At 74.0% G+C, this 17,502-nt stretch carries 19 protein-coding genes; 8 read left to right on the top strand and 11 right to left on the bottom strand.

Annotated elements, in window-relative coordinates:
• Positions 1 to 112: 112 nt before the first annotated feature.
• Positions 113 to 1,555, top strand: coding sequence for a cellulase family glycosylhydrolase (locus ACFYPD_RS28985; RefSeq protein WP_387120506.1), 1,443 nt, complete (start codon positions 113 to 115; stop codon positions 1,553 to 1,555).
• Between the two features lie 44 nt (positions 1,556 to 1,599).
• On the opposite strand, the gene ACFYPD_RS28980 is transcribed toward ACFYPD_RS28985, so the two are convergent.
• Positions 1,600 to 2,502 (bottom strand): diiron oxygenase, encoded by a 903-nt coding sequence (locus ACFYPD_RS28980; protein ID WP_387120198.1) that lies wholly within the window; start codon positions 2,500 to 2,502, stop codon positions 1,600 to 1,602.
• Positions 2,503 to 2,550: 48 nt separating this feature from the next.
• Between ACFYPD_RS28980 and ACFYPD_RS28975 the strand changes: the two genes are divergently transcribed.
• The 4 genes from ACFYPD_RS28975 to ACFYPD_RS28960 all read left to right on the top strand — a co-directional run bounded on the left by ACFYPD_RS28975 (position 2,551) and on the right by ACFYPD_RS28960 (position 5,087).
• Complete coding sequence (locus tag ACFYPD_RS28975; RefSeq protein WP_387120195.1) at positions 2,551 to 3,267, top strand: TetR family transcriptional regulator; 717 nt, start codon at positions 2,551 to 2,553, stop codon at positions 3,265 to 3,267.
• Positions 3,264 to 3,539: a DUF4873 domain-containing protein gene (locus tag ACFYPD_RS28970; protein ID WP_387120192.1), complete on the top strand. Its 276-nt coding sequence runs from the start codon at positions 3,264 to 3,266 to the stop codon at positions 3,537 to 3,539. Before ACFYPD_RS28975 ends, ACFYPD_RS28970 begins: the two co-directional genes overlap by 4 nt.
• A gap of 53 nt (positions 3,540 to 3,592) precedes the next feature.
• On the top strand, positions 3,593 to 4,228 hold the full coding sequence (locus tag ACFYPD_RS28965; RefSeq protein ID WP_387120189.1) for a YdcF family protein: 636 nt from the start codon (positions 3,593 to 3,595) through the stop codon (positions 4,226 to 4,228).
• 97 nt (positions 4,229 to 4,325) lie between these two features.
• Positions 4,326 to 5,087, top strand: coding sequence for a glycosyltransferase family 2 protein (locus tag ACFYPD_RS28960; protein WP_387120186.1), 762 nt, complete (start codon positions 4,326 to 4,328; stop codon positions 5,085 to 5,087).
• On the opposite strand, the gene ACFYPD_RS28955 is transcribed toward ACFYPD_RS28960, so the two are convergent.
• The 5 genes from ACFYPD_RS28955 to ACFYPD_RS28935 form a co-directional block, all read right to left on the bottom strand.
• Complete coding sequence (locus ACFYPD_RS28955) at positions 5,047 to 5,820, bottom strand: SDR family oxidoreductase (RefSeq protein ID WP_387120183.1); 774 nt, start codon at positions 5,818 to 5,820, stop codon at positions 5,047 to 5,049. The two genes, ACFYPD_RS28960 and ACFYPD_RS28955, sit on opposite strands and share 41 nt — an antisense overlap.
• Before the next feature lie 5 nt (positions 5,821 to 5,825).
• Positions 5,826 to 5,948 carry a 50S ribosomal protein L36 gene (locus tag ACFYPD_RS28950; protein ID WP_091265774.1) on the bottom strand — a complete coding sequence of 41 codons (123 nt, stop codon included), beginning with the start codon at positions 5,946 to 5,948 and terminating at the stop codon, positions 5,826 to 5,828.
• Positions 5,949 to 6,059: 111 nt separating this feature from the next.
• A complete protein-coding gene (locus ACFYPD_RS28945) occupies positions 6,060 to 8,645 on the bottom strand; it encodes a discoidin domain-containing protein (RefSeq protein ID WP_387120180.1) in 2,586 nt (861 codons plus the stop codon).
• A 213-nt stretch (positions 8,646 to 8,858) separates the two neighbouring features.
• The gene (locus ACFYPD_RS28940; protein ID WP_387120177.1) at positions 8,859 to 9,998 is read right to left on the bottom strand and encodes a PHB depolymerase family esterase; all 1,140 of its coding nucleotides are present in this window, start codon (positions 9,996 to 9,998) and stop codon (positions 8,859 to 8,861) included.
• A 209-nt stretch (positions 9,999 to 10,207) separates the two neighbouring features.
• The gene (locus ACFYPD_RS28935) at positions 10,208 to 10,798 is read right to left on the bottom strand and encodes a TetR/AcrR family transcriptional regulator (RefSeq protein WP_387120174.1); all 591 of its coding nucleotides are present in this window, start codon (positions 10,796 to 10,798) and stop codon (positions 10,208 to 10,210) included.
• Between the two features lie 47 nt (positions 10,799 to 10,845).
• On the opposite strand from ACFYPD_RS28935, the gene ACFYPD_RS28930 reads away from it, so the two are divergent.
• Entirely contained in the window at positions 10,846 to 11,409 is a 564-nt protein-coding gene (locus ACFYPD_RS28930; RefSeq protein ID WP_387120171.1) for a GNAT family N-acetyltransferase, read from the top strand.
• On the opposite strand, the gene ACFYPD_RS28925 is transcribed toward ACFYPD_RS28930, so the two are convergent.
• The gene (locus ACFYPD_RS28925; RefSeq protein WP_387120169.1) at positions 11,406 to 12,296 is read right to left on the bottom strand and encodes a winged helix-turn-helix transcriptional regulator; all 891 of its coding nucleotides are present in this window, start codon (positions 12,294 to 12,296) and stop codon (positions 11,406 to 11,408) included. The genes ACFYPD_RS28930 and ACFYPD_RS28925 overlap by 4 nt on opposite strands.
• Before the next feature lie 83 nt (positions 12,297 to 12,379).
• On the opposite strand from ACFYPD_RS28925, the gene ACFYPD_RS28920 reads away from it, so the two are divergent.
• A complete protein-coding gene (locus ACFYPD_RS28920; protein WP_387120166.1) occupies positions 12,380 to 13,642 on the top strand; it encodes an MFS transporter in 1,263 nt (420 codons plus the stop codon).
• 6 nt (positions 13,643 to 13,648) lie between these two features.
• Here the strand turns inward: ACFYPD_RS28920 and ACFYPD_RS28915 are convergent, their stop codons facing one another.
• Entirely contained in the window at positions 13,649 to 14,020 is a 372-nt protein-coding gene (locus ACFYPD_RS28915; RefSeq protein ID WP_387120163.1) for a winged helix-turn-helix transcriptional regulator, read from the bottom strand.
• A 54-nt stretch (positions 14,021 to 14,074) separates the two neighbouring features.
• Between ACFYPD_RS28915 and ACFYPD_RS28910 the strand changes: the two genes are divergently transcribed.
• The gene (locus tag ACFYPD_RS28910) at positions 14,075 to 14,920 is read left to right on the top strand and encodes an MBL fold metallo-hydrolase (RefSeq protein WP_387120160.1); all 846 of its coding nucleotides are present in this window, start codon (positions 14,075 to 14,077) and stop codon (positions 14,918 to 14,920) included.
• A 54-nt stretch (positions 14,921 to 14,974) separates the two neighbouring features.
• Here the strand turns inward: ACFYPD_RS28910 and ACFYPD_RS28905 are convergent, their stop codons facing one another.
• Genes ACFYPD_RS28905 through ACFYPD_RS28895 form a run of 3 tightly spaced genes read right to left on the bottom strand, consistent with a single transcriptional unit; the run spans position 14,975 to position 17,444 of the window.
• Positions 14,975 to 16,048 (bottom strand): DUF4037 domain-containing protein, encoded by a 1,074-nt coding sequence (locus tag ACFYPD_RS28905; RefSeq protein ID WP_387120157.1) that lies wholly within the window; start codon positions 16,046 to 16,048, stop codon positions 14,975 to 14,977.
• A gap of 59 nt (positions 16,049 to 16,107) precedes the next feature.
• A complete protein-coding gene (locus ACFYPD_RS28900; RefSeq protein ID WP_387120503.1) occupies positions 16,108 to 16,986 on the bottom strand; it encodes a haloalkane dehalogenase in 879 nt (292 codons plus the stop codon).
• Entirely contained in the window at positions 16,983 to 17,444 is a 462-nt protein-coding gene (locus tag ACFYPD_RS28895; protein WP_387120155.1) for a MarR family winged helix-turn-helix transcriptional regulator, read from the bottom strand. The genes ACFYPD_RS28900 and ACFYPD_RS28895 overlap by 4 nt, the downstream gene beginning before the upstream one ends.
• Between the last annotated feature and the right edge of the window lie 58 nt (positions 17,445 to 17,502).

Genomic DNA, 17,502 nt, shown 5'->3' with positions numbered 1-17,502 from the left:
GTCCGCCTCTACCCTCGGCGTGGGAGCGCTCCCGAATCTGCCGCGTCGGACTTTCCGGGCGAGTTCACGACGGGCATCGTCCAACCACACCCACCAGATGGGACGACCCCGCATGTTCTCGATCCCCCGCCCGTCCCGGCGGCACCTCCTCGTGGGCGGCGCCGTCGGTGCGCTGGCCCTGGCCGCGACCGCCGTCCTGCCCTCGACGAACGCGATGGCGGCGACCGGCTGCGCCGTCACCTACACCACCAACTCCTGGCAGGGCGGCTTCACCGCCACCGTCACCGTGAAGAACCTCGGCGACCCGGTCAAGGGCTGGACCCTGGGCTTCAGCTTCCCCGACGCCGGACAGCGGGTCACCCAGGGCTGGTCGGCGACCTGGCAGCAGAGCGGCAGCGCGGTCACCGCGCGCAGCATGAGCTACAACGGCTCCCTGGCCACCGGCGCGAGCACCACCGTCGGCTTCAACGGCTCCTGGACCGGCGCCAACCCCGCCCCGACCGCGTTCACCCTCAACGGCACGGCCTGCACCGGCGCGACCACCCCGACCACCACTCCCCCGACCACCACTCCCCCGCCGACCACGCCGCCGCCGACGACGCCCCCGCCCACCGGCACGACCCCGGTGGCGATCAACGGCCAGTTGCGGGTGTGCGGGGTCAACCTCTGCAACCAGTACGGCCGGCCGATCCAGTTGCGCGGCATGAGTTCCCACGGGTTGCAGTGGTTCGCCAACTGCTACAACGACGCCTCGCTCGACGCGCTGGCCAACGGCTGGCAGGCCGATCTGTTCCGCATCTCCATGTACGTGCAGGAGCAGGGGTACGAGACCAACCCGACCGGCTTCACCAACCAGGTCAACAACCTGGTGGACAAGGCGGCCTCGCGCGGCCTGTACGCGCTGATCGACTTCCACACGCTGACCCCGGGTGATCCGATGTACAACCTGGACCGGGCGAAGACCTTCTTCGCCGCGGTCTCGGCCCGCAACGCCGCGAAGAACAACGTGATCTACGAGATCACCAACGAGCCGAACGGCGTGAGCTGGTCGACCATCCGGAACTACGCCGAGCAGGTCATCCCGGTGATCCGGGCGAACGACCCGGACGCCGTGGTCATCGTCGGCACCCGGGGCTGGTCGTCGCTGGGCGTCTCCGAGGGCGGCAACTCCGACGAGATCGTCAACAACCCGGTCCGGGCCGACAACATCATGTACACGTTCCACTTCTACGCGGCATCGCACAAGGACACCTACCGCAACGAGGTGCAGCGGGCCGCCGCCCGGCTGCCGCTGTTCGTCACCGAGTTCGGCACGGTGACCTACACCGGTGACGGCGCGGTCGACACGGCCAGCAGCACCGCCTGGCTCGACCTGCTGGACCGACTGAAGATCAGCTACGCGAACTGGACGTACTCGGACGCGAGCGAGGGCAGTGCGGCCTTCCGGCCGGGCACCTGCGCGGGCGGCACCTATGCCGGCACTGCGGTGCTCACCGACTCCGGGAACTTCATGCGCAACCGCATCCGCACCCCGGACAACTTCCCCACGTCCTGACCGGCGCGACCGGCGGTGGCCCTCCCCGGGCGGGCCGCCGTCGGTCAGTCCGCCAGCAGGCCGGCGCGGCGCCAGAGCAGCCGGCCCGGCCCGGTGATCAGGCCCAGCTCGCTGAGGTGCTCGGCGATGCGCTGGGCGGACCAGCGCAGGGTGGCCCGCCAGTGCGGGTTGGCCCGGGCCGCGGCCACCCCGACCGCCGGCGGGATGCCGACCGCCGCGTACGCCCGTGGATTGACCAGCCGGCGGGTGATCGAGTACGCGGCCCGCCCGATCACCAGCCGCGCGTAGCCCAGGGCGACCGGGCCGGCGGCCTCGACCTGACGGGCCAGCTCGTCCCGGGCGAAACGCACGTGCCGGGCCTCCTCGACCACGTGGATCCTCGACACCATCCGGATCAGCGGCTGGATCGACTCGTCGGCCATGGCCTCCCGCTGGAACGCGTCGAGCATCTCCTCGGCGATGAGGATGGCCGCGTACATCTGCGGGCCGGTGGCGGTGGCCTTGAGCCAACGCCCGAGCAGGTGGTCGACCGGGTCGGCCCGGTAGACCGGGCAGCCGATGGCCTCGATGAGCCGACCGAACATGATGGAGTGCCGGCACTCGTCGGCGACCTCGGTGAGCGCGTACTGGGCGTGCCGGGTGGTCGGGTCGGCGTCGTAGTAGTGCCGGATGAGCATCTGCATGAGGATCGTCTCGAACCACAGCCCGGCGCTGGCCGCGCTGGCCACCTCGTGCTTGGTCAGCTCGATCCGCCGTTCATCGCTCAGCCCCTCCCACAGCGCCGTGCCGTAGAGGCTGCTGCGCCGCGGTGGCATCCAGTAGGCCCCGGGCGTGTGCGGCGCCGACCAGTCGATGTCGACGACGGGGTCGTAGCTCGTGCGCACCGAGGCGGCGAGCAGGCGGGTGGCCACCGCCTCGCGCGGGAAACCGGCCGACGTCCCCTCCATGGCCCCTCCATATTGACGTAACTTCGAGTAACTGTTACGAGTGGTAGCATGCGACGCACCTCCACCGATGTCAATGGCTCCGACGCACCGTCGAAGCCGCCCGCACCCCCGCGCACCGGCCGGCGCGACCGCTGGGCCGACCACCGCGAGCAGCGCCGGCAGGAGCTGATCGGGGCCGCCGTGCAGGCGCTGCTGCGGCACGGGCCGACCGTCGACATGGACCAGGTGGCCGCCACGGCCGGGGTCAGCAAGCCGGTGCTCTACCGCTACTTCGCCGACAAGGCCCAACTCTGGCTGGCCGTCAGCGAAGTGGTGGCGGCCCGGGTCGTCGACGCCATCGCCCCCGCCGTCGAACAGGTCCGCGAGGAACGCGCGCTGGTCGAGGCGACCATCGACGCCTACCTGAGCATCATCGAGTCCGAGCCGACGCTCTACCGGTTCCTGCTGCACGAGGCCGGGCATCCCGGCATCCAGCAGGTGGTCACCGGCACCAGCCGGCAGGTGGCCACCGGCCTGGCCCGGGTCATCGGCGACCGGCTGCGCGCGCTCGGGCTCGACGCCGGCCCCGCCGAACCCTGGGCGTACGGGCTGGTCGGGTTCGTCCAGGCGGTCGGCGACTGGTGGGCCACGCACGGCCAGCCGATCCGCCGGGCCGCACTCACCGACTACCTGACCACCCTGCTCTGGAGCGGCATCGAGGGCGTCCGGCGCGGCGCCGACCTGCCCCCCGAGCTGACCCGCGCGCACGAGCGGATCGAGCGGTGAGCTGGCAGGGTCCGGCGGAGGTCGCCGGCACCCCGGTCCGGCTGCACGCCAGCGGGCGCTGGGAGCCGGTCGACGGGCGCTACCACTGGGCCGGGCGCATCGAGCCGGAGCCGCGCATGCTGCGGCTGCTCCGCTCCGGCCGGCGCGACGTCGAGGTCCGGGTCGGCGAGCGGGTCGCCCGGGGCCGGCTCGCCGAGGCCGACCCGTGGGGCGGGGTGCGGATCACCGGCGTGGGCGCCCCGCCGTGGCCGCCCGACTCCGAGGAGGACTGACCGCCGCGCGACGCGGGCGAGGACCGACCGCCGGCCGGCGTACCGTGGTTCGGATGACGCCGACCGCCACCGTCCTGCTGGTGTTCGGACGCGGGGTGGTCGCGGGCGACGACGGCTACCGGCTCAGCGCCGGGAGCGCCGCCCGGGCCGGCGCGGCCATCGGGTACGTCCGCGCGCACGCGGCCGAGTTCCGGCGGGCCGCCGGGGCACGGGTGGTGTTCACCGGCGGCTGGCCGCACGGGCCCGCCGGGGCGCCGGGCCCGCCCACCGGGTACCGGGAGGGCGAGCTGATGCTGGCCCTGGCCCGCGCCGCCGGGCTCGACGGATACGCCCGGCTGCACGCCGAGACCCGGTCCCGGACCACCCTGCAGAACCTGGCACACACCGTCCAGGACGGACTGCTCGCCGGCGAGGTCTTCACCCCGGCCCGGCCGCTCGGGCTGGTCTCCCACCCGTGGCACCTGCCCCGCATCCGGTTCCTCGCCGGCAAGGTGCTCGGGCTGTCCGGCGCGACGCTGCTGGACGTGCCCGTGGCCGAGCCCGACCCGGTGCCCGCCGGCCGCGAGCGGGTGGCCCGGGCCGCCAGCCGCGTGTGCTATCTCGGCCTGCGCAGCCCGGAGGCGCTGCTGCGGCGGGAACACGGCCTGGCCCGCTCGGCGCAGCGCGTCGCGGATCTGTTCGGCCGCTGACCGGGAGGGATTCGCCGGCCGGCGGCACGGGTAAGGACGGTCGTCGATCGGCTCCGACGGCGGGGCCGGCGGGCGACGGGTCCACCCGGGAGGTTCCGTGATCGTGCTGGTGCCGGTGTACCGACCCGGGGACCGCCTGCCGCGGCTCATCGTCGACCTGGCCGCCGCGCTGCCCGAGACGCACGTGGTGGTCGTCGACGACGGCAGCGGCCCGACCGCGGCCGGAGTGCTCGCGGCGGCCCGCGACCGGGGCGCCACCGTGCTGCGACGTCGAGTCAACCGGGGCAAGGGCATCGTGCTCAAGACCGGCTTCCGGTACGTCGCCGGCCACCACCCGGGTCACGACGTGGTGTGCGTGGACGCCGACGGGCAGCACCTGATCCCCGACGTCGTCCGGGTCGCCGACCGGATGCGCGACACCGGCGCGCTGGCGCTGGGCGTCCGCCGGTTCGACGGCGAGGTGCCGCTGCGCAGCCGGTTCGGCAACGCGACGACCCGGGCCGCGTTCCGGCTCGCCACCGGCGTCCCCGTGCGGGACACCCAGACCGGACTCCGGGCGTACCCGGCCGGGCTGCTCGGCTGGCTGCGGACCGTTCCGGGAGAGCGGTTCGAGTACGAGATGAACGTGCTGCTCCACGCGGCCCGGGCCGGACTGTCGATCGCGCAGGTTCCCATCGCCACCCACTACCAGGCCGGCAACGCCTCGTCGCACTTCTCCTCGCTGACCGACTCGGCCCGGATCTACCGGCCGCTGGTATGGTTCGCCGCCGCCCGGTTGCTCGCGCCGGGTCGTCGCGCCGGCGACGGGCCGGCCGCGGTCAGGTCGTCTCGTCCCAGACCTGCGACTCGAACTCCCTGAGCTGTTGTCGCATCTCCTGCGGCCAGGCCGTCCGGAAGGGATGCCGGTCGGCCGGGATCACCCGGACCATCTCGTCGACCATCTCCCGCGGGTCGCGCTGGTGCTCCAGGTAGTCGGCGAAGTCGGGCCGGTCCAGCAGGGCGGTCGAGGAGTCCCACCACTGGAACATCGCCTCGACCCCGGTGTCGTTGTAGCCGGTCCGATAGGGGCCGGGGTTGACCACGGCCACCCGGACGCCGCGCGGTTCCAGCTCGCCCTTCATGGCCCAGGCCAGCGCCTCGATGGCGTGCTTCGTGGCGGCGTAGACGCCGATGAACGGCCGGGTCCGGATGCCGACCGCCGAGGACACCCAGACGACCTTGCCGGCGCCCCGCGCCAGCATCGGCGGCACGAGGTCCTGCACGAGGTGCAGGTGCGCGAAGACGTTCACCTCGAAGGACCGACGGACGCGGTCCATCGGGATCTCCACCACCGCCCCCGCCTCCTGGACGCCGGCGTTGAGCACCAGGATGTCCACCCGGTGCCGCCGGGCGGCGGCGCGGTCGGCCGCGTCCGTCACGTCCAGCTTGACGACGTCGAGGGTCACCCCGGCGCGCTCCGCCTCGGCGCGCAGCTCGCGTACCTGCGGCCAGATCTCGGTGCCGGCGATGACGTGGTGGCCGGCCCGGGCCAGCCCGAGCGCGGCGCCCCGGCCGAGGCCGCTGCCGGCCCCGGTGATGAGGATGTCGGCCACCTCGGTCAGCCCTGTCGGGCCTTCTGCCGGGGGTCCGCCTTGTTGAGCACGAACACCTTGCCGCGGCGGCGTACCACGATCGAGTTGGCCTTGCGCTTCAGCGCGCGCAGGGAGCTTCGGACCTTCATCCCGTTCCTCCGTTCCCGCTGGTTTCCCCGTGCGGGGTCGGGTACCCGCCGGGGCCACCGTCATGCGCGGGAGCCGGGGGCGGCAGGGTGCCATGCCGCCCCCGGGCCCGGTCAGGGGTAGCTGACCACGTTCACCGGGACGGTGTTCGTGCCCTGGGCCGTGCCACCGGTGTCGTTGATGACGTGGGTGATCGACCCGTTGCCACCCAGCGAGACGGTGAGCAGGCTGTGGAACCGCACGCCGGCCCTGGTCGGCGCCTCGAAGCCGTGGTACGCCGCGATGGTCGGGTCGACGCTGAAGTAGCAGTAGCTGCCCATCCCCCAACCCTCGAACGAGCTGACCCCGTCGGCCACCTTGACGGCGGCGTAGCCGACCCGCGAGCCGTTCATCCAGGCCGACGCGCTCGGCGGATCGTACGGCAACTCGTTCTGGAAGAAGATCGTCCGCCCGTTGTTGCCGTTCCAGATCACCTCGTACTTCTGATAGTGCTCGACGAACAGCCCGAGCGCTGTCACGTTGTTGCCGTTGACGATCAAGCCCGTGTCGGCGGTGTTCACGGTCCAGCCGACGCCGCTGCCGTGGTCGGCACGCCAGGCCCAGATGTGGTCGATCAACGCGTCGTTCTGGTTGACCACCAGGCTCGTGGTGGCCTTGCCCGCGCCGGCGCCGCCGATGCGGAAGAAGACGTCCTGGATCGAGGTCGGGTTGGCGGCGTGGCTCGCGGTCGCGCCGGCCGGGCTGACCTGGAGCAGCACCGGCGAGTTGACCGGGCCGGCGTCGAAGAGCAGCCCGGCCAGCCGGACCCCGTCCACGTCGCCGACGGACATGGCGGTGACCCCGTTCTGCGGGATCAGCGTCGGGTAGCCCACGCCGAGCACCACGGTGCCGGGACGGGTGACCGTGATGGTCTGGCTTACCGGGTAGACCCCGGGGGTGAACAGCAGGTTCAGGCCCTGCGCCAGGGCCGCGTTGATGGTGGCGGCCGAGTCGCCCGGCTTGGCGACGTAGAACTGGCTCAGCGGCACCGAGGTGCCGGGTGTGGCGCCGCCCAGCCAGGACGCGCCGCTGGCGTTGGTCCGGGTCGACGGGACGAAGACCTGGTAGTTGCCGCCGCCGTCCAGGTAGAGGTACGGGATGTCGCGGCTGACCGGGGTCTGCGCCAGGGTCGTGTACGCCGGGTTGGGGAAGCTGGTGGCCGGCGCACCGACCACCCCGGAGTTGGTCATGTTCCACACGGCGTTGAGGTAACCGCCCACGTTGGTGTCCCGCGTGTACCACTGCTGCTGCGAGTACGGCTGGACCACGCCGGTGACCCGGCTGTCCGCGATGTAGCCGCCGCTGGCCCAGCCATAGCCGTTCGGGGCCAGGTTGAGGTCGCCCTGGATGTCCATCCGGCGGAACGGCGCGGCCTGCGAGACCGCCCACCGGGTGAACCCGGCCGACGGGAACACCTGCATGTTCGACGCCGACCGCCAGAAGTTCTGGGTGGCGTTGCCGTTGAACCAGCCGGCGTCGACGGTGACGTCACCGTGGATCCGGACGTCACCGGGGTTCCGGCCGAGCCCCATGATCGAGGTGTAGAAGCCGATCTGCGCGTTGATGCCCGAGTAGTCCCCCGGCTTGAACATCAGGGCGTACCGCTGGGTGCCGAACTGGTTCGACTCCTGGGTGCGGAAGACCGAGTCGAGCTGGCTCTGGATGCTCGCGCTGGACATCGACGGGTCGAAGGTGATGACGTTCGGCCCGAGCGAGCCACCGCCCGGGATGGTGCCGCCGCCGGTGGTGTTCACGGTGAGCTCCCAGAGCGAGTATCCCCAGCCGGTGGCGCGGGCGGTGCCGTACATCCTCACGTAACGGCCGGAGCCGCTGACGGTGAGGGTGTCGGTCCCCCCGTCCCCGGTGGTGGTGGCGTACACGGTGGTCCAGGCGGCGCCGTCGGTCGAAGTCTGGATCTGGTACGCCCGACCGTAGGCGGCCTCCCAGCTCAGCACGACCCGGCAGAGGGTACGGACGCTGCCGAGGTCGACCTGGAGCCACTGCGGATCGCTGGCGGCGCTGGCCCAGCGGGTGGTCGCGCTGCCGTCCACCGCCGCGGCGGCGGGGGTGCCGGCGTTCTCGGTCGACGAGGCGGTGGCCGGCCAACCCTGCGCCGCGTTGGTCGCGGTGTCGCAGCCGGCGCCGCCGTCGGTGGCTCCGTAGACCTGGAACTCCCACAGCGAGTAGCCGTAGGCGGTGGCCCGGGCGGTACCGGTCATCCGCACGTAGCGACCGGTGCCGCTGACCGTGAGGTCGTCGGTGCCGCCGTCACCGGCCGCCGTGCTGAAGACGGTGGTCCAGGCGGTGCCGTCGGTCGAGGTCTGGACCTGGTACGCCCGCGCGTACGCGGCCTCCCAGACCAGGGTGACCCGGGAGACGGTGGCGGTGGCGCCCAGGTCGACCTGGATCCACTGGGGATCGCTGAAGGCGCTGGACCACCGGGTGCCGGTGTTGCCGTCGGTGGCGTTGCTGGCCGGGCTGCCGGCGTTCTCCACCGAGGAGGCGGTGGTGGGCCGCCCCTGGGAGAGCAGCGGGTCGGCCGCCCGGACCGGGGACGGCGGGGCCACCAGCGCCACGGTGGCGAGCAGCGCGGCCAGGACCCCGAGCAGTCGGCGCAGCGGCGGGCGGGGTGGGCTGTGGTGCGGCGGGACGGGTGACATGGGCGTCTCCGTGGCGGGGGTGGTGGGGAGCGGAACGACGAACGGGTTACCAACATGTTGCGGTCGCCGTTCCGCTGGACCCTTCCTCCGGACAGGGATGCATGTCAATTCTTCGAAGCCTCGCGCGAGGCTTTTTTCGCGCCTTGTGAAAAGTCCGGAACTAAGCGCGGGGCGGCCGTCGGAAGGGCCCTCCCGACGGCCGCCGCCCAGAGCTCAGGTGACTGTGCAGGGGGTGCCGTTGAGAGTGAAGGAGCTCGGCCGGCCCGTGTTGCCCGTATGGGTGGCCTGGAAGCCGATGCTCACCGAGCCGTTCGGGGCGATGGTGCCGTTGTAGGAGACGTTGCGGGCGGTCACCGCCCCGCTGGCCGGGGCGTACGTGGCGTTCCAGCCGCTGGTGATGCTCTGCCCGCCGGGCAGGGTGAAGGCGAGGGCCCAGCCGTTGACCGCCGTGGCGGCCGTGTTGGTGATCGTCACGGACGCCGTGAGGCCGGTGTTCCACGCGTTCACCCCGTACGCGACCCGGCACCCGCCGGACGGCGGCGGCGTGCTCGGCGGTGGCGTCGTGGGCGGGGGGCTCGTCGGCGGCGGGCTGGTGGGCGGCGGACTGGTCGGCGGCGTCGTGGTGTCCAGCCCGAAGAACCGCACAGCCTGGGCCGCGTCGACCGGCAGGTTGTGCGAGACGCCCTGCATGCTGATCGCCTCGACCGTCGCGGTGCCGCCGGTGCCGCCGTAGCGGGTGCGGGTGTAGCCGGCCTGCGGGCTGTCGGTGTACGCGGGCGTCTGGCTCAACCCGTTCACGTCGGTCCACTGCTTGATCTCTTCGGTGAAGTTCGGGTAGCGCAGGGTCTCGTCGCTGGTCCCGTGCCAGAGCTGCATCCGGGGCCGCCGACCGCTGTACCCCGGGTACGCGTTGCGGACCAGGTCACCCCACTGCTGCGGGGGCTTCACGACCTGGCCGTTGGCGCACTCGCTGTTCCACTCCGAGCCGTTGCTGGTGGCGAAACAGCCGAAGGGCACCCCGGCGAAGGCCGCGCCCGCGCTGAACACGTCCGGGTAGAGCCCGAGCAGCACGTTGGTCATCATGGCGCCGGAGGAGACGCCGGTGGCGAAGATCCGGTTCGGGTCGACGAGGTAACGCTGCCGCACGTGGTCGACCATCGACTTGATGCCGACCGGGTCGCTGCCGCCGTCGCGGCGCAGCGCCTGCGGCGAGGAGACGTCGAAGCACTGGCTGCTGCGGGTCAGCGCGGCGGCCGTGGCGGGGCCGGGAGCGGTGAGCGCCGCGAGGGCGGCCAGCCCGGCGGCGGCCACGGCGGCGCCGAGCAGTCTGAGTCTTCTCCTTCTGGGCAGCATGGCATCTCCTGAGGTGGTGGGGACGCCGCGCAGGGCGGGTGCGCCCGCGGCGTGCTCGCCGGCGAGGCGCCTTCGACGGCGGCCCGGACCCTCGGAGACGAGATAGACGACCGCAAATCGAGCGGTCCGAATCGGAGTCTAGGGCCCGGCCGGATGGCCGACAACAGCTTCCGGAAGTCCTCCCGGGGCGGCCGCCGGTCGGGGTCCGGTCAGGCCGGGAACAGGTCGGCGAGGAAGCGGTCGAGCAGGGCCACCTGCCGGCGTGCCGGAAAGGCGGCCGGGTCGAAGAGTGCCTGGACGACCAGGCCGTGCGCGAAGGCTGCGCAGGTGGCCACCAGGTCGTCGGGGTCGGTGCCCGGTCCGGCCGGCGCCCCGCGGAGCGCGGCATCCACCTGAGCGCGCAGCCGCGCCCGCCACCGGTCGTAGCGGCGGCGCTGATCGGCGGCGAACTCCTCGTCGGCCAGCGCGCCGTCCCAGTAGCTGACCCAGACCCGGCTCATCACCGTCGCCTCGTCGGTCAGCGGGAGCACGTCGAGCAGGGCGGCGCGCAGCGCGGGCCGGCCCTCCCCCGCCGCGGCGTGGCGGTCGCGCGCGTCGGTGTGCCGTTCGGCCACGTCGACGGCGTGCCGCACCAGGGCCCGCTTGTTCGGGAAGTAGTGGGTCAGCAGGCCGGTGGAGACCCCCATCTCGGCGGCGACGGCCCGCAGGGTCAGCCCGCCGAAACCGCGGACGGCCAGCACCCGCCAGACCGCCGCCGAGACGTCGGCGCGGCGGGCGTCGTGGTCACCTCGTGCCGGCACGGGGGCTACAGTACATAACAAACGTTCGGTACGCACTTTGGAGCGACATGTTCTCCCTTCCCCTCACCGACCGGGCCACCCTGCACCCGCTCGCCCCGTGGCAGGCGGCCGAGTTCGCCGACTTCGTCGCGCGCACCCGCACCCACCTCGCGCCCTGGCTGCCCTGGGCGCACACGATCACCGACGCCGACACCGCCCGCGCCTTCCTCCAGCGCTACGCCGACGCCCAGGCCCGCGACGCCGGCTCCATCCACGGCATCCGGCTGGACGGGGAACTGGTCGGCGGCACCCTGTTCCGCACCTTCGACGCCGCCGCCGGGGCCTGCGAGATCGGGGTCTGGCTCGCGCCGGAGGCCGAGGGGCACGGGCTGGTGACCCGGGCCGCCCAGCGGATGATCGACTGGGCGCTCGGCGAGCGCGGCCTGGCCCGGGTGGAATGGCGGACCGTGCCGCACAACGCGCGCAGCCGGGCGGTGGCGCGGCGGCTGGGCATGACCTGGGAGGGCGTGCTGCGTGGCGCGTTTCCGTTCCTCGGCGAGCGGCTCGACATCGAGGTCTGGTCGCTGCTGGCCGCCGAGTGGCTGCCCGCCGGGACGGCGGCCCGCGCCTAGGCCGCCTGGGCGGCGGTGCGGCGGCGCACCTCGGCGAGCATCCCGTCCACCGAGCCGGCCGGGTCGGTGACCGGGAACTGCACCGCCCGCACCACCGCCTCCGGGTCCAGCAGCAGGGTGAGCCGCTTCAACCGGGCCACGCCGCCGGCCCGGAAGGTCGGCAGCAGCAGGCCGGCGGCGAGCCGACCGTCCTCGTCGGACAACAGCGGGAACGGCAACCGGGCGTGCGCGGCGAAGGCGGCGAGCTGGTCCGGGCGCTGGGTGCTCGCCCCCCGCACCTCGGCCCCGGCCGCCCGGAACAGCGGGTGCCGGTCGGCGTACGTCCGCGACTCCAGGGTGCACCCGGCGGCGCCGGGGATCTCGCCCCACCCCGGCGGGAGGGCCGGCGCGCCCGGCGCGAACGCCCCCGGGAAGAAGTAGAGCACGGTCCACCGCCCGGGCACCGCCGGCGGCTCCGCGCCGCCGTCGTGCCGGGGCAGGCTCATCGGGGGTACGCGGCGGGCGACCAGCCGGTGCGCCCGGCGTGCCTCGGCCGAGTCCTCGTCGGCCGTGACGGTCAGCGCGCCGTCGCCCATCACGTGCCGGGTGCCCCAGTCCTGGAGGGCGACCAGCACCGGCAGCAGGGCCTCCCCCTTTCCGGTGAGCAGGTAGTCGTGGCGCGGCGGGTGCGCCGAGTAGGGGTCGCGGCGCAGCACGCCGTGCGCGACCAGCCCGCCGAGCCGCTCGGTGAGGGCCCGCCGGCTGACGCCCAGCTCGCGCTGCAGCCCGTCGAACCGGGTGACGCCGCCGGCGATCTCGCGCACGATCAGCACGGTCCACCAGTCGCCCAGCACACCGAGCGCCTGCGCGATGCCGCAGTCGGCATCGCCGAGGTCCGCCCGTCTCACATCCCACCTCCCACTCGATCCGCAGCCCCGAATATAGTCCGTTTCAGATTGGAACTCACTGGCTCGGATCGGGGGTTGACGGCATGTCCGTCGAGCAGGGGGCCGGGGTGTTCTGGCGCTGGTGGACCGCCGGCACCACCAGTTCGGTGGGGTCGGCGGTCGGTGCGATCGCGTTGCCGCTCACCGCGCTGACCGTGCTGGACGCGTCCGCGTTCGAGATGGGCCTGGTGGCCGCCGCGAGCTATGTCGCCTGGCTGGTGATCGGGCTGCCGGCCGGCGTCATCGTCCAACGGCTGCCGCTGCGCGGGGCGCAGGTCGGCGCCGACCTGGCCCGGGCCGCCGCGGTGGCCTCGGTGCCGCTCGCCTGGTGGTGGGGGCGGCTCACCGTGGCCCAGCTGGTGATCGTGGCGCTGGTGGTCGGCTTCGCCAACGTGCTGTTCGACGTCGCCAACGCCACCTTCCTGCCGGCCATCGTCGGCCGCGACCAACTGCACACCCGCAACAGCCTCACCTCGGCCACCCACGCCGCCACCCAGCTCAGCGGCCCGTCCCTGGGCGGCCTCGCGGTGCAGGCCCTCGGCGCGGTGCCGGCCGTGCTGGTCGACACGGTCAGCTACCTGGTCTCCGCGGCGCTGCTCGGGTCGCTGCCCGCCCGCCGGGTCGACGCCCCGGACCGCTGGCCCCCGGTCCGCGCCATGATCGGCGAGGGCTGGCGGTACGTCACCCGCCACCCGGTGATGGGCCCGACCATGTGGACGGCCACCGCGGTCAACTTCGTCTGCGGGGCGCAGCTCGCCGTCTACCCCCTCTACCTGGTTCGCGAGCTGCACGCCCCGGCCGCCCTGGTCGGCGTGCTGCTCGCGGTCGAGGGGGTCGGCTCGCTGGTCGGCGCGACCCTGACCCCGTGGATCACCCGACGGTGGGGCACCGCCCGGTCGCTGCTGGTCGCCTGCGTGGTGGCCGTCGGCGGCGCGTTCCTGGTGCCGCTGGGCGCCGGCTGGCCGGCGTACCTCGCCTTCGCCGCCGGCAACGTGGTCTTCGCCGGTGGCGTGGTGGTGCTCAGCGTGACCACCCGCACCTACCGGCAGACCGCCAGCCCACCCGACCTGCTCTCCCGAGTGATGGCCACGGTCCGCTTCGTCTCCTGGGGCGCCATCCCGGTGGGCGGGCTGCTCGCCGGTGCGCTCGCCGGCGCCGTCGGAGGCCGGGTCACCCTGTTCTGCTTCGCCGCGGCCACCGTGCTGGCTCCCCTGGCCCTGCTGGTGTCCCCGGTGCGCCACCTGCGCGAGCTGACCGACCTGCGGGTCGACGAGCCGGCCGACCGGGAAAGCGTCGCCGCCCGCTGAGCCCGGCTAGCCGGCCTCCGCCGCACCCCAGTCCCACAGCGCCCGGAGAACCGGCAGCAGGTCCCGGCCACGCTCGGTGAGCGTGTAGGTCACCCGGGGCGGCCAGGACGGGGTTCGGTGGCGAGCGACCACACCGGCCGCGGCCAGCTGGACCAGGCGATCGGTCAGCACCTTGTCCGACAGGGTCGGCAGCGCGTGGGCGAGGTCGCTGAACGAGTGCGGACCCCGGGCGACCGCGCCGATCACCAGGGCGGTCCAGCGGCCGCGCAGCGCGGCCAGGGTGACCTCCACCGGACACGACGGATCGGGGCGGGCGTCCCTGCCGGAGCAGAGCCGGCGCAGGTCCACCCCGTCGTGGCCAACCGTTTGGTGAGTCACGAGACCGCCTCCTAGCGTTCGGCACGGCCGTTCGTCGCCAGCTCAGGGGGAACCATGCGCATCCACCATCTCAACTGCGGCTCCATGCGGGAGGTCGCCCCGCCGTCCGATCCGGACGGCACGCTCCGGCCGATGCCCGCAGTCTGCCACTGCCTGCTCGTCGAGACCGACTCCGCGGGCCTGGTGCTCGTCGAGACCGGTTACGGCACGCTCGACGTCCAGGACCCGCAGGGGCGGCTCGGCCCCGACTTCCTCGCCTGGGCCCAGCCCGTCCTCGACCCGGAGGAGACCGCCGTCCGCCAGCTCCAGCGGCTCGGGTACGACCCGACCGACGTACGCCACGTCGTGGTGACCCACCTGCACCGGGACCACACCGGCGGGCTGGCCGACTTCCCGCACGCGCGGGTGCACCTGCACGAGGCCGAACACCGCGCCGCCACGGTCACCGGCCACGACCGCTACCTGCCGGCGCACTGGGCGCACGACCCGAGCTGGGTCACCTACTCCAGCGACGACGGAGAGCGCTGGCTGGGATTCGACGGGGTCCAGCAGCTCGACGGCCTGCCGCCGGAGATCCTGCTGGTGCCGCTGGCCGGGCACACCCCGGGACACGTCGCCGTGGCGGTGCGACGCCCCACCGGCGCCGGCTCGGCGTGGCTGGTCCACGCCGGCGACGCCTACTTCTACCACGGGGAGGTCCAGCCGGGGCTGCCGCCGACCCCGTCGGCGTTCGACGCCCTGCAGGCGTCCGTCGAGACGGACCGTCCGCTGCGGCTGCGCAACGTGGGACGGCTCCAGGCCCTCCTCGCCGGGCAGCCGGACCAGGTCGACGTCGTCTCCGCGCACGACCCGTGGGAGTTCGCGCGGCACCGGCAGGAGGCTCCGGCGAGCCGCGCCTGACGCCGGCGGCCGGCGGACCCGGCGCGCGTCCGCCGCCGGCGGGACCGTCGGCGCTCAGTCCGGCAGGACGGCCGCGGCGACCCGCCGGGCCCGCTCCGGGCGGGTGAGCACGTCGACGTTGTCGAGGTACTGATCCACCGCGCCGACCGGCGGGCGGGCGCGCAGCGCCGGGTCCGTGATCGCGGCGCGCAGCGCGGCGGTGAACCGCTCGGCGTGCAGGACCAGGAACGGCCGGTCGTGGAACGGCCGGGCGGCCGGGTCGACCGGCGCGGCCAGCCCGGTGTCGTTGGTCCAGGCCGCCACCGTCTCCAGCGCGCGGACCAGCCCGGCCTGCCGCCGGGACCACCCGTCCGCTCCGAGGGCGACGGTCAGCGCGTCCACCACCGGCCCCGCCGACGGCAGCGCCGCGAAGACCGTGCCGAGCCATTTCGCGTACGGGGGCCAGCGGCGGTGCAGCAGCAGGCCGAGGCGCATCAGGTCGCGGGCCAGCCCGGCGGTCACCACCCGGCTGCCCAGCTCGTCGCCGACCTCGGCGCAGCGGCCGGCCAGGTGCTCGGCCTGCCCGACCCGCTGCCACCCGGCCGCCAGCACGTGCCGCCAGACGTCGTCCGGATACCACGCCAGGCGGGCACGCACCGCGGTGAGCGCCCCGCCCAGCCCGTCGTGGAACACCGCCCCGCCGGTCAGCTCGGCGAGCCGCTGGGTGGGCGCGGCCAGCCAGTCCGCCACCGTCATCCCGGCCTGCGGGTCCCCGCCCAGCCGGTCGCGCAGCCACGCCCCCAGCTCGTCGACGCTCACCCCGAGCCGCTCGCCGTCGGCCCGGGCCACGCCGAGCCGGACCGTCGGGCCGCCGGTGAACCGGGTCGGCCAGCCGAGGAACTCGGTCGGCAGCTCCGCGTCGAGGACCGCCCGCACCGACGCCACCTCGGCCGCGGCGTCGACGAAGAGCTGGGTGCGCGGCCCCCAGTCGTGGTCGGTCGACCGGGGCGTGTCCAGGCCGAGCAGCTCGGAGCCGCCGTCGAGCAGCCCGGCCGCGTAGCGCAGGCGGGGCAGCCGGCGGGCCAGCAGCGGGGCGACCACCTCGTCGTGAAACCGGTGGGCCAGGGTCAGCCCGGGTACGAACGTCACCCCGCCAGTCTGCGCACCCGACGCCGGCCGCGCCGCCCGGTTTCGGCCTCCGGGGCGGGTCAGCGGAGCCGGTGGCGGTCCGCCCACGCCGAGATGGCGGCGGCGATCTCGGCGGGGCGGTCCTCCGGGGCGTGGTGCCCGGCCGGCCCGCAGGCGACCGTCTCCAGGGCCGCCATGTTCCGCGCGCACCAGTCGGCCAGCTCCGGGGTGATCAGCAGGGTCGGTGAGCCCTCGAAGGTCAGCAGCAGCTTGGGCACCTGATCGCTGGCGGCCAGCCACCGGTCGTACGCCTCGATCCGGGCGACCAGCTCCGCCGGCTCGCCGCCGAGCGGCATCTGACGTGCCCAGGCCAGCAGCGGCCGACGGCTCTCCCGGGTCGGGTACGGCGCCAGGTAGGTCTTCAGGTCCTCCTCGCCGACCGGCTGGAGCACCCCGCCGGTGAACGCCTGCCGGACCAACAGGTCCTGGTCGAGCACGAGCTGCTCGCCCACGCCCGGCGTGCGGATCGCCTCGGAGCGGGCCCGGGCCTGCGGCGAGAGGTCGCTCCACGCCATCGGCTTGACCATGGTCTCCAGCAACGCCACGCCCCGCACCCGCTCGGGGTGCCGGGCCGCCCGGTCGAGGGCGAGCGCGCCGCCCCAGTCGTGGCCGACCAGGACCACCCGGTCCAGGTCGAGGGCGTCGAACCAGGCGTCGAGATAGCGGGCGTGGTCGGCGAAGAGGTACGGGGAGTCGGGCTTGCCCGAGCGGCCCATGCCGATGAGGTCGGGCGCGAGCAGCCGGCCCGCGCCGATCTCAGGCAGCACGTGGCGCCAGGTGTGCGACGAGCCGGGGTTGCCGTGCAGGAAGACGAACGCCGGCCCGGCGCCGGTCTCCTCGTGGTGGATGGTCGAGTCGAGCACCTGCGTCTCGGGCATCTCCCGGCACTCCTTCGTCAGTCGGGTGGGTCGAGCGGGGTGTCCAGCAGCGTGGTCAGGTCGCGGACGAACCCCGCCGTACGCGGGTCGTCCCGGCCGCCGAGCGGGGCGAGCAGCTGACCGAGCAGTGCCTGGACGGTGTCGATCGCCGGGCGGACCACCTCGCGACCCCGGTCGGTCAGGGTGAGCCGGACCGCGCGGGTGTCGGCCGCGTCGCGCTCGCGCCGGACCAGCCCGTCGGCCTCCAGGGCCCGGGCCAGCTTCGACACGTAGAGCGGCTCCAGGCCGGTGTGGTCGGCCAGCTCGCGCTGGCTCGGGTGCAGGCCGGCGCGGCGCATCCCGTGCAGCGAGGAGAGCAGCACGTACTGCGCGTGGGTGAGGCCGAGCGGGGCGAGCGCCCGGTCGACCGCCACCCGCCAGCGCATCGCCAGCCGCCAGACCAGGTGGCCGGGGCTGGGACCGATCGGCGTTCCGTCCATGCTCGAAACAGTACATGTACATGATGTACATGGATGGTGTTTTGCCGTCGCGTCCCCC

Source organism: Micromonospora sp. NPDC005299, from assembly GCF_042872345.1.
GTDB lineage: Bacteria > Actinomycetota > Actinomycetes > Mycobacteriales > Micromonosporaceae > Micromonospora.
The sequence above is the reverse complement of the archived record's forward strand: the minus strand, read 5'-3'. Positions and strand labels throughout refer to the sequence as shown.